We start from the raw sequence: 12,503 nt of genomic DNA, 5'->3' as shown, positions 1-12,503 counted from the left end.
TGCCAAAAACACATTCAAAATCCGAAATCATGTCCATGACTCGAAAAAAACTGCCGATTGGCATCCAAACTTTTGAAAAGATTCGCGAAGACGATTATTACTACGTCGATAAAACGCGCTATATCTTGCAGTTAATCGACGAAGGCACACATTATTTCCTGTCCCGACCGCGCCGCTTCGGCAAATCTTTGCTCTTGGATACGATAGGCGAGCTGTTTGCCGGTAACGAAATGCTGTTTCAGAGACTGTATTGTCACGACCAATGGGATTGGTCAAAACGAAATCCCGTCATTCGCATCAGCTTCGGCGGCGGCGTGGTGCGCAGCGTAGCGGATTTGGAACGCCGCATACTCGCCTTATTGCGCACCAATAGAGAAAATCTCGGGCTCAGCTGCAGCGACGAAACGGATATACCGGGCTGTTTTGCCGAATTGATACAAAATGCGGCCAAAACAGCGGGCGAAAGGGTAGTCGTATTGATCGACGAATACGATAAACCGATATTGGATAACATCACCAACCCGGAACTCGCCGCCGAAATACGCCATGGCTTGCGCAACTTATATTCGGTCATCAAAGACTCGGACGCCCACATACGCTTTACGTTTCTAACCGGCGTATCGAAATTCAGCAAAGTCAGCTTGTTTTCCGGGCTCAATAATCTGCAAGACATCACCGTAGACAAACGCTACTCGGCCCTTTGCGGCTACACCGCCGAAGATGTCGATACGGTATTCGCGCCGGAACTGGAAGGGCTCGACCGCGAACAGATGCGCGAGTGGTATAACGGCTACAACTGGATGGGGGAGGCGGTCTACAACCCGTTCGACTTGCTACTGTTATTCAGCACCCGAGAATTCAAACCGTTTTGGTTTGAAACCGGCACGCCGACGTTCTTGATCGATATCTTGACGCAACGCGGTTTTTTTCTGCCGACATTGGCTAGCCTGCGTGTCGATATTGCCTTACTATCGGCGTTCGATGTCGAACATATCGCCCCCGAAGCCCTGCTTTGGCAAACCGGCTATTTGACCTTTACCGGCAGCCGGACCATCGGTGCACGAATCGAATACACGCTCGGCTATCCGAATTTGGAAGTGAAAAGCGCGTTAAACGATGCCTTGGTCAAAGCCATGATCGGCAATCCGGGGCGGGCCAGCGAACTGGAAAGCCGGCTTTACGATCGACTCTACGCGAACGACTTCACCAGCCTGAAAACCCATTTCGAAAGCCTCTACGCCAGCATCCCGCACGACTGGTACCGGAACAACCCGATCGCGCAATACGAAGGTTTTTACGCCAGTGTATTCTACAGCCACATCGCGGCATTAGGCTTAGACATCATCTTGGAAGACGTCACGCACCAAGGCCGAATCGACATGACAGTCCGCTTCAACGAACAAATCTATCTATTCGAATTCAAAGTGGTCGAATTGGCGCCGGAAGGCAGGGCCATACAGCAGTTGAAAGACAAACGCTACGCCGACAAATACCGAAGTCTAAATCAACCGATTCACCTAATCGGCGTAGAATTCAGCAAAGACAGCCGTTCGGTGGTCGGCTTCGATACCGAAACGGAACAGCAATAGAAGTCTCCAGTCGCTGTGGGAGCGACGCCTACGTCGCGATGTCGAGGCCCGAAAGGCTAGGTAACACTAAACGGTATCGAGGCCTAATGGGCTAAAAGAGCCGGGTAGGTCGGGTTAGGCTAGCGCTAACCCGACCTACACTACTGCCCAAAACACATTCAAAATCCGAAATCATGCCCATGACCCGAAAAAAACTCCCGATCGGCATCCAAACTTTTGAAAAGATTCGCGAAGACGATTATTACTACGTCGATAAAACGCGCTATATCTTGCAGTTAATCGACGAAGGCACACATTATTTCCTGTCCCGACCGCGCCGCTTCGGCAAATCCTTGCTCTTGGATACGATAGGGGAATTATTCGCCGGTAACGAAACGCTGTTTCAGGGACTGTATTGTCACGACCGATGGGATTGGTCAAAACGAAATCCCGTCATTCGCATCAGCTTCGGCGGCGGCGTGGTGCGCAGCGTAGCGGATTTGGAACGCCGCATACTCGCCTTATTGCGCACCAATAGAGAAAATCTCGGGCTCAGCTGCAGCGACGAAACGGATATACCGGGCTGTTTTGCCGAACTGATACAAGGTGCAGCCAAGGCCACGGGTGAAAGAGTCGTCGTGTTGATCGACGAATACGATAAACCGATATTGGATAACATTACTAACCCGGCACTTGCCGCCGAAATACGCCATGGCTTGCGCAACTTATATTCGGTCATCAAAGACTCGGACGCCCACATACGCTTTACGTTTTTAACCGGCGTATCGAAATTCAGCAAAGTCAGCTTGTTTTCCGGGCTCAATAATCTGCAAGACATCACCGTAGACAAACGCTACTCGGCCCTTTGCGGCTACACCGCCGAAGATGTCGACACGGTATTCGCGCCGGAATTGGAAGGGCTCGACCGCGAACAGATGCGCGAGTGGTATAACGGCTACAACTGGATGGGCGAGGCGGTCTACAACCCGTTCGACTTGCTACTGTTATTCAGCACCCGAGAATTCAAACCGTTTTGGTTTGAAACCGGCACGCCGACGTTTTTGATCGATATCTTGACCGAGCGCGGCTTTTTCGCGCCGGACTTCGAGCGCCTTCACGCCAGCGAAGCACTGCTGTCGACCTTCGACGTCAACAACATCGCCACCGTGGCGCTACTGTGGCAAACCGGCTATCTGACCTTGAACGGCAGCCGACAACAGGGCGCGCGAATCGAATATGCGCTGAAATATCCCAATCTTGAAGTGAAAAGTTCATTGAACGACGCCTTACTGAAAGGCCTAGTAAATGACGGCATGTTAGCCGAACAAGCGCAAAGCCGCTTCTACGATTTATTGAGCGCTAACGACTTCGCCGGCCTGAAAACCCATTTCGAAAGCCTCTTCGCCAGCATCCCGAACGACTGGTACCGGAACAACCCGATCGCGCAATACGAAGGTTTTTACGCCAGCGTATTCTACAGCCACATCGCGGCATTAGGCTTGGACATCATTTTGGAAGACGTTACGCATCAAGGCCGGATCGACATGACAGTCTGTTTCAACGAACAAATCTATCTATTCGAATTCAAAGTGGTCGAACTAGTCCCGGAAGGCAGAGCCATACAACAGCTCAAAGACAAACGCTATGCCGACAAATACCGAAGTCTAAATCAACCGATTCACCTAATCGGCGTAGAATTCAGCAAAGACAGCCGTTCGGTGGTCGGCTTCGATACCGAAACGGAACAGCAATAGAAGTCTCCAGTCGCTGTGGGAGCGACGCCTAAGTTGCGATGTCGAGGCCCGAAAGGGTAGATAACACTAAACGGTATCGAGGCCTAATGTGCTAAAAGAGCCAGGTAGGTCGGGTTACGCTAGCGCTAACCCGACCTACGCAAATTTTTTCAACGGGCGTCTGAAAACGTCGAGCGATCCGCTATTATAGATACAATGATTGCACTTATAATTTGAATCCTAGAATTACAAAACCAAGGGTTTCGCAACAAATAACTTCCCGGTTATTCATCGTTCCTACTCTCTGCGTCCCCAGAGGTCGATAATACAAGCAAGAATTAGCGAATACACTCCCTACCGTTTTACAATCCAACTACCAAACGCAGTAGACGCGGAGTGTCTAAATCGATATTCCCACGCAGAGCATGGAAACGATTAACTTGTGTGGGATGTGCGCAAGGCGTGAGAACTATTTAGAAAAGTTATTTTTTATCTTATCCCGAAACTGTAAGGCAATCGACTTAAAATATGAATAAATTATCTGAAAAAATAACTAAAACCCTGAAGCACTATAAAAAAATTAGCGCTGTAAAACTCCGAAACCTTGTCTATCCCATTCTCGGCATCCAGTTAAAGCAACCGATATTCGTTATCGGTTGCAGCAGGGCGGGTACCACATTGGTTTATAAAACCTTTTCCGAATCGAAATATTTAGGCAGTTTACAAAAAGAAACGCACGATTTTTGGGTGCAGTTGCATCCTTTGTCGGAACGCAATTGGGATTCGCACGAAATCGAGCCTGAATCGGCTAGCGATAAAGACCGCGAAATCGTAACGCGTTTTTTCTACACGCAAACCGGCAAGCGACGTATCGTCGATAAAAACAATCAAAATGGCCTTTCCGTACCTTATTTATACCGATTATTTCCCGATGCGCATTTCGTTTACATCAAACGGAATCCGGGCGATAACATCGATTCGTTAATCAACGGCTGGAATAAAGCCGACGAGTTTGGGACATGGGCGGATGAATTGCCTGAAGAAGTCGCCATCGATAATGGAAAATATAATCGCTGGTGTTTTTTCCTGGCCGAAGGTTGGAGGCAACTGACCCGGTCGAGTATCGAAGAAGTCTGCGCGTTTCAATACAAAGCGATGAATGAGGCGATTTTAAATGCTAAGAAGATGATTCCGAATGAACAATGGCATGAAGTGAGTTATGAAACATTGATTACCGAACCGGTTGCTGAGTTTAAGCGGCTTTTTGACGGCTGTTCGGTAGCTTTCGATCAAGCTATGCAAAACCATTGCCAATCTGTTTTAAACAAGCCATACAACACATTTTCCGAAATTGGCGTGGCAAAGTGGAAAAAGAGTGCTAATCGAGACAGGATAGAGCGGGTGTTACCCATGGTTTGCGATTACTCCCTTTTGATTGAAAAAACGGCTAAAAAATAAAAGGTATGGGATGTGTCTATCGAGGGCCGCCGTGTACCCATCCATGGAGGCTTGACGGCAGCTCCCTGCAGCCGACATCCTCGCTAGCCACACTTCCATACCTTCATAAGGTTAGCCAATTTTTGAATGTAAAGGGAGTAAACCAAAATTCGTTAGATAAGGTTTCGGAAAATAGGTGCTGAGCGAATTTTGAAGTGAATAAGCAATTTCAAATTCGCCAATTGTACCTTGGCGACTTAAATCCTTTTTCTACTTATTCATTTGATCATATGGCAAAAGGAGATAAATTTCTCTGACGTTTGCTTGCAGATTCTTTGGTCGCCATTTCTTCCAGCGCAAACTTTTTGATTAATACCGAAATAAATACTAAGTGGTAAATCAAGTCCCAATAAGACAATCCTAAAAATGCGGTTCCGACCATGTAGCAGATGATAGAAGCCCTTACCATGAAACAGTAATTGGTAACCCATTCCATGCCTTCTATATTGCGAGTTTTTCTAGGCAATAATGTTAAACTGACAACGCTTCCTAAAATCAACGATAGCCATAATCCGAAAGCGATGAAGCCATGTTCGGAGAACATTTCGACATAAGAACTGTGCCAATCGCGTTTGCCGACATACATCCATCCTTCGAAGCCTGCACCGGTAAAAGGGCGTTTAAGAGTGTGGTTCCAGCCGTCTGTCCAAATTTCTATTCGGCTCATAGCGGATGAATCTTCTTGATAGGTGTCGATGGTTTCCATGCGACCGAACCACTCCTGAGGCATATAGTCTTTGGCAAAAAATGCGCCGACTAACACTAACGGAATAGCTAAATACTTACGCTTGCTATGCCATATTAACGTTAGGGTCAATGCAACCATGGTCAGTAAGGCTCCTCTGGACCATGACGACAATGAAGCTGCATAGATTATAGGTATGGAAAAAAGCATCCCTTTTTTGATCAATGGGTTCAGTGTTTGTTTTTGCCAAATTAAAAGTAACGGAATTGATATCAACATCGCGACCGCAAACTCATTGTTTCCTTCAAATTGAGTTGCAGGCGGGCCGTATACGCGGTGACCAAAACCGGTTGCCAAGGCGAAAAGTCCCCCTTTAAGTGCTACGATGCCAATAGAAGCTCCGATAGTGATAATCAGATAGTAAAGCTTTTCTCGAGTATTGATTAAGACTAAGGTGAAATAAAAAGGTATATAAATTTTGGTAATAAACCAAAACCGTTCCCAAGCAATGGTTTGAAAATACGCTTGAGTAGTAGTGAAAATGAAATACAGCCACAACACAATAAAAAAATAGATACGCCAGTCTTTGGGTATGGGTTGTTTATCTTTAGTTGTAAATGCACGAAAAGCAACAACCAAAAAGAGCACATAATAGACCGGTAAAGTTCGTACAAAACCCCAAGCATAAGCGTGAGGATTCAAGTAACTAAAAATGGCAAGCGAAAGCACACCCCACCAGGGTTTTTTTATGGCAGCTACAATACATCCGCATAAAAAGATAAGAACGACAATATCGCGCATGATTTTAATGTATCATTTTTGATGAATTATATTGTGTAGTGCTCCACTTAATTCACCAAGGGATGAAAATAATCTGACTAAGTAATAAAAGCGGTGCTCTTGTTTGAGTGAAAATATCGAAAGAGTAGAAAAGTATAAGATTTTCCTAAACATGAATAGTGGGATAGAGTATTTTGTATCTGTTTGCTTTACTAAATAGCTAGAGCGCGACCGATAAAAGCTTTTTTTCAAAGTGTAAAGTGTTTTAGTTCTTATATTATCGATGGCGTGCAATTGCTTTACTTCAGGCAAATACCGAATTGTGTGCCCTGCTTGTATGGCTCGAGATATAAATTCATGATCTTCTCCGCCAATCATATTATGGCCAGTTGGTCCAAGTTCTACGGAAAAGTTTCCAATTTTTTCAAACACCATGCGCCTTACTGTGATGTTGCCTCCACTAGGTATTTTATGTTTTTCTGTAAGGGTAATCGAGGTCTCACCAAGATCGAACTCAGGGTATGGGCGAATAGGAACTGAGTATTTGCCTTTTGTGTGTACCCAAAATGGCTCAGAACCGTCCCAGGCGGGGGTAAGTTGTCCGCAATATATGTCATTGTCAGGATAATCTTTTAAGCCTTTAAGTAAATTTTTCAAAAAACCTGACTCAACTATCTGATCATCATCAATAAAACATAATAGTTCGGCCGATGTTTTTTTTATTGCTGTATTTAAGGCATTAGACTTTCCAGGTTTGAACTCTTTAAGCCAATTGAGTTTTAAAATTTCGTGAGGGTGTTTCGCATTAAAGTCTATGAGCTTTCCAATCGTATCATCTGAACAGTTGTTTGCCACTACTAATATTTCGACATGTGGCAATCCCAGATAGTTATCATCATATAGTGATGTTAATGTTTTTATAAGGGAAGCGGATCGATTATGAGTGCAAATAACAATCGAGAGTTTCATCTATTTATTTTTATTTAAAAAATAGTGGCAATAAAAATGGCATAGCTTTATATGGAGTTCGCTTGCAATCCATTCAAAAAAATTGATTTTAGGATGAGGTGATGATAATTCATATCCACAGCGAACTAAAGTATTCCCAGCTAATGACTCAAAAATTCTAATTTGACGAGAATTCATTTTGGTTCTCCATTTTCCAGTATTTGTACTTTGTAGAGATTTACTGAGGAGTGGTGTTTTACTTTTTGGATCTTGAGACTTTTTAAAGTGTATCATACTAGGTTCAAGCTTCTCTCCTAGGTAATCACAAATTTTAATGATATTGGTTTCCGGATCGGAAATTAAGTCCTCATATTTTATTTCAAAATATGAATTAGCAGGCAAAAATGATTTTGCAGCGTGTCCTGCATTTACATATTTAGACCATGTATAAGCCGCATGATATGTATTAAAAATTTTCAAGTCGAATTTTCGTTCAAGCATTGAGAGTGCACAATCTCTTCCATCTCTAATAATATGTATAAATTGAGCATCGGGATACATTTCTAAAATAGTTTTAATATGTAAAACATAGTAAGGTGTTTTATCTAGCCATCTTTGCTTACCTTCTTCGTAAGCATTCTTGCTCAGTAGGCCATTGATAATAGAAATAATCGAATTATAACCATTATCAACAAATTCCTGAGCGAGTTTGCTTGAATTAAATTCTATTCCATGTAAATCTTCTTCTACGAATTCTCGGCTTATGCGGCGCATCTCTTCAAGAACGTTTTTAACGTTTTCAACTTTAGATAAGTCGCCATATTTATTCTGATTCACATATAAGGGAATAAAGAAATGGGATTCACCGGTTGGAGATGAGATTCTCGAATGCGATCCAAGCATTCTCTGTAATAATGTAGTGCCCGATCTTCCTGACCCGACTATAAATATAGGACTATTCAAAAGTTGATTGGTCATAAAAAAGAATTATTTCTTGTGCAAATAGCCTGAAATAGTGCCGAAAAAATGAGTGACAGTCATGCGTTGTCGAAATGCTGCGTCAAAACCTTTAAGAAAAACGATTTTAAAATAATTAAAAATTGCTCTTAAAGTCTGAGGCAATATAAATAAGGGTATTCCTAGAAGTGTACGTTTATAATTCGTATCGTCATGGAGTGCCTTTTGATAGCCGGCATTATAATGAATCGTTAAGAAATATTTTTTAGTGAGTTGGTGTGGAAGAATGTGATGATAAACAATTGCGTCGGGGGTGTAAAATATCTTCGATTCTTCATTGGCAGCCAAGCGATGAAAATAGTCCGTTTCCGCTCCTTTAAATAGTTCATTTTTTATAATACCTTCTCCTTTACGGCCTAAATTAGTATTGAAAAGGCCTACTGTATTAATAACTCTTCGATTAAACGCCATGTTGCCTCCGAATGGATACTGTTTGATTCCATCGACTTGCATGGGCTGATCGCCATAGTCTTGATAGCCTAAAAATCCATACATGGATGGATTTAGTTTAATCCAATTAGGTAAGACAATTGCAGGGTCTAAATGTATCCGCCCTCCGCTGGCATCCGCATCATTTTCCGATAAGGATTCATAGATCGATGAAAGCCATTGAGGCGCGGCCGTAATATCGTCATCGAGATAGGCGAAGTATTTTCCAAAAGCATTTTGCATCCCAAGGTTTCGTGCATGATTGAGACCTTGTTTTGCCTCGAAGGCATAACGAATTTTAATTTTAGAATTGCTTATTAAGTCTTCAATGACAGCCTTGGTAGCATCGGATGAATTGTTGTCTACTATCAATACTTCCCAGTTCAATTGATCGGTATTTTCTTGTTTTTCCAATGCTGCGATACATTTCGGAAGGTTATTGCTTCGATTATAGGTACAGATAATTACCGTGAAATCCATTGGGTCAGTTCCTGTCAATAATTTTTGATTTAGCCTGTGCTAAATAGTAGTTAAAGGGATAGAGGTATGACATTTCATTGGTTCCGAACTTTAACTTTTGTTTGAAATGCCATAATTTATCTTTTCCAAAAACTTCTATACGTCTTAGCAGAAACGGATTGATATCAACACGATTAAAACCGGATCGTGTCGAACAAGCCGTTAAATAACCGGCTTCCTTTACAGCATCGATGGTCAATTCATCAAATAAGCCGTAGGGATAAGCGAAATGGTCTACGGCTAATCCTAATTTATTTTCCAGTTCAACTTTTGATTCTTTAATTTCCCGATTTAAAGAATCCATATCGCTAGATATTTCTGTCAGTTTAGGGTGTGAACGAGTGTGGGAGCCAATGATAGTGTTGCTTTTCGAAATTTCTAGCAATTGTGGAACGGATAGTAGTTTTCGTTTTGGAGAACCTTTTTTTACCATCCAGTCATTGAAACCATCGGTTCTATTGCTAACCATGAATAAAGTCGCTGGGATATTGTATTCCCGCAAAACGGGCAGGGCATCATGGTAAAAATCCTCGAAGCCGTCATCAAATGTCACTGCAACAGCATCAGACTTCAATTGTAGTTCGCCTTTCAATATCGATGAAATATCATTTAAATCGATTAGGCGATAATTTGAAGAGGCAAGATAGTTCATCTGCTTGGCAAATTCGGACGGCGTGCAGCAATACTTGGCTTCCTGATCCGATTTAGGGGATGCTATGATGTGATACATCAAGATTACTATACGAGGCATTATATAATTCCTTTTAAATCAATTACGTACATTTGCCGGGTGCCCGAATGCACCGAATCGACACAGATTTTATCGCCGTTCCGATTCCAGCGAGGATGTAAATCGCAACGAATTTCTCCCCACCATTTGTTTTTTGGCGAATAAAAGTTATGCAGCCTTATGATTTTGTGGTCCGAATTGCGTATCAACATAAGTGTTCTATGATCATACTCGTTAGGATAAGTGTCATTGACAATCCATTTTCTATCCGGAGAAAAACTGCAATGGCCATCCTCTTTTAGCTCTTCTTTGCCGATGATGTTGATTGACTTATTGTTTAAATTACAGAGTAAAAAGTGATTGTTTGTTGTGTTAGGGTGCTTCGCCCATACCAATATGTTGTTTTCATTCATCCAATCGTAGTGCGAAATGTCGCCAGTGTCCAATAAACAGTCTAAATCCGATCCATCGGGCTTAATTGTATAAAATCTGACATACCATTCTTTGTCATCAATGTGCCATATATGAAAAAAAGCTAATCGTTCGCCGCTTGGGCAAATTTGAATATGATTGATGTAATGATTGGCATTCTGCATCGAAGGGAGCGGGTTCAAATCCGCTAGTTGTTTCAACGAGACAATCAGATCGGAATTGCCGGAATTGAGATCGATCTTAAAAATACCGTCATTAGTCGGCTGCTGATGATCGCGGAATGGATCCGGCACTCCGGCGTAACCGTATCCCGGTCTAAAGTCGAATAATCGAGAATAGTTAATGCTATAAGCTAAGTCACCTTTCGGTGATACGGCATAAATCGGGCGGCTATATTCGATTTTTTCTTTTGTTTCAAGGTCATAACAAATGCCTATAAACTTTCCGTCCGATCGATCATTAAAAAATATTTTCGAATCAGGCGCTAAGGGGTGCCATTGCAGCATGGCGCCTTGTTGCCAGTTCCACGCTTTGGTTTCAGTGACTTTAGTAAATGAGTGCGGATTATTCGGAGTAACATAGCCAATAGTCAAAATGTCGTTCGGGGTAGGGGGGCGGTCATTAAATACGGCTGAATGGGTCAATATTTTGTCGCCGGATTCGCTCCACGGGGTTTTATCGTAGTAGCCGAAAAAGTGATGATTGGGTTCGCCAGTTAATGGAGTAACTCTATTTTTTATTGTTTTAAATTTAATCAGTCGATAAAAAAAAGGATAATTGAAATAAAGCTTTTTTTCGGTCCAGTCTGAGAGTTTTTTTGAAACCGACCAAGGAATGCATTTTTGTACAAAAACAAAATGTTTAATTTTTTCTAATATAGATTTGTCAGAAAAAGAAATGAACTTGACATATAAGCCTTCCGGCAACAATGCAAACAATAAATATTTTAAATCCGATAGTTTGCAATGACGGCTCAAAAGGCATTTACGAAATATCTTATGCGCGCTCACTAAATCGCGTTTCCAATAAGCATCAAAGCCTCGTTTGAGATAAGCGCCGTAGGTTAATTCATCGAGGCGCGCTGGGGTTAAATGTTTTACTAGATCCGGATGATTTTTTATGAAATGCAATTTGACTTTGAGGACATTTTCCGCTTGACGCCATTGCTTTGAGGTAATTTGGCCTGTGCCATGATGTCGATAAAATGCTAGTACCTCCGGCACTAAAACGATCGGATGAGTGGTGCCGATTCGTAACCACAAATCATAATCCATGCAAGTTGCCCATTGTTCATCGAAACTGCCGCTTTGTTTCAACACATCATGTCGCACCAGTGCGGCATGAATCGGCCATGGAGCGGCTGATCTGAGAAAATCCTGTACCTTATCGCCCGTCTCATAGTTAGGCGGAATATAAGCAGGAGTCGGTTTGGTGGTTTTACCTACGTTTTGCCAGCCGCAATAGGCGAGGGCTGCACCTGAGGATTTTATTGTCTTGTAAAGTAATTCCAAACATCGAGGATCCCAGTAATCATCGGAGTCCAAGAACGCAATGAATTCACCGGCTGCCTGTTCGATCCCCCGGTTCCTTGCCGGTCCGGGGCCGCAATTGCTTTGAAATAGGGTTTTTATTCGCTTGCCGAAGCCATCAAGAATAGCTCTGGAATTATCCGTCGAGCCGTCGTCAACGACAATGAGTTCTATGTGTGGATAACTTTGATTGAGGACCGAATTGATAGAATCGGCCAGAAAGGCCTCAGCGTTGTAACAGGGCATGATGACGCTGATAAGATCATGATTTTCCGATGAATTATTCGATGGTGATTCGTTTTTCATTAGTTTTTATAAATGCCTCTTTGAATAATTGCAGTAAGGGCTTTAAAGTACCCTTGTACTTGTTTTTTAGTATAGCTTATCTACTATAGACGACGGAATCTAAGATAGTGCGCAAAATCCATATTAGGTCATGTGAATTTGCAACTATTCAGACTTCGGAAGTTATCGTTCCCACGCTCTGCGTGGACCGCTCCAGCGGTACGAGACGCTAGAGCGTCTCGGTCTTCATTCCCACGCCGGAGCGTGGGAACGATAGGGGGGTGAATAATTACATTTTTTAAGCTAATCATCCGTGCTTTTCTTATGGGAATTGTGCTTAAATCTAAAAAG

The 12,503-nt window shown here is 42.8% G+C and carries 9 protein-coding genes; 3 read left to right on the top strand and 6 right to left on the bottom strand.

Annotated features, from left to right (window positions below):
• Nucleotides 1-35 precede the first annotated feature (35 nt).
• From ACINK7_RS13725 to ACINK7_RS13715, 3 genes are all read left to right on the top strand, one after another.
• A complete protein-coding gene (locus ACINK7_RS13725) occupies nt 36-1,589 on the top strand; it encodes an AAA family ATPase (RefSeq protein ID WP_404355975.1) in 1,554 nt (517 codons plus the stop codon).
• A gap of 179 nt (nt 1,590-1,768) precedes the next feature.
• Entirely contained in the window at nt 1,769-3,322 is a 1,554-nt protein-coding gene (locus ACINK7_RS13720; RefSeq protein WP_404355973.1) for an AAA family ATPase, read from the top strand.
• A gap of 507 nt (nt 3,323-3,829) precedes the next feature.
• Entirely contained in the window at nt 3,830-4,759 is a 930-nt protein-coding gene (locus tag ACINK7_RS13715) for a sulfotransferase family protein (protein ID WP_404355971.1), read from the top strand.
• 265 nt (nt 4,760-5,024) lie between these two features.
• Here the strand turns inward: ACINK7_RS13715 and ACINK7_RS13710 are convergent, their stop codons facing one another.
• Genes ACINK7_RS13710 through ACINK7_RS13685 form a run of 6 tightly spaced genes read right to left on the bottom strand, consistent with a single transcriptional unit; the run spans nt 5,025 to nt 12,173 of the window.
• Nucleotides 5,025-6,284: a putative O-glycosylation ligase, exosortase A system-associated gene (locus tag ACINK7_RS13710; protein WP_404355970.1), complete on the bottom strand. Its 1,260-nt coding sequence runs from the start codon at nt 6,282-6,284 to the stop codon at nt 5,025-5,027.
• A gap of 12 nt (nt 6,285-6,296) precedes the next feature.
• Nucleotides 6,297-7,232 (bottom strand): glycosyltransferase, encoded by a 936-nt coding sequence (locus tag ACINK7_RS13705; RefSeq protein WP_404355968.1) that lies wholly within the window; start codon nt 7,230-7,232, stop codon nt 6,297-6,299.
• A complete protein-coding gene (locus tag ACINK7_RS13700) occupies nt 7,233-8,189 on the bottom strand; it encodes a sulfotransferase family protein (protein WP_404355967.1) in 957 nt (318 codons plus the stop codon).
• A gap of 9 nt (nt 8,190-8,198) precedes the next feature.
• A complete protein-coding gene (locus tag ACINK7_RS13695; RefSeq protein ID WP_404355965.1) occupies nt 8,199-9,137 on the bottom strand; it encodes a glycosyltransferase in 939 nt (312 codons plus the stop codon).
• A 4-nt stretch (nt 9,138-9,141) separates the two neighbouring features.
• Nucleotides 9,142-9,927, bottom strand: coding sequence for a polysaccharide deacetylase family protein (locus ACINK7_RS13690; protein WP_404355963.1), 786 nt, complete (start codon nt 9,925-9,927; stop codon nt 9,142-9,144).
• Nucleotides 9,927-12,173, bottom strand: a complete 2,247-nt coding sequence (locus tag ACINK7_RS13685) for a glycosyltransferase family 2 protein (protein ID WP_404355962.1) — start codon at nt 12,171-12,173, stop codon at nt 9,927-9,929. The genes ACINK7_RS13690 and ACINK7_RS13685 overlap by 1 nt, the downstream gene beginning before the upstream one ends.
• Nucleotides 12,174-12,503 lie beyond the last annotated feature (330 nt).

Origin of the sequence: Methylotuvimicrobium sp. KM1, assembly GCF_044788715.1 — a bacterium.
Taxonomy (GTDB): domain Bacteria; phylum Pseudomonadota; class Gammaproteobacteria; order Methylococcales; family Methylomonadaceae; genus Methylotuvimicrobium.
The sequence above is the reverse complement of the archived record's forward strand: the minus strand, read 5'-3'. Positions and strand labels throughout refer to the sequence as shown.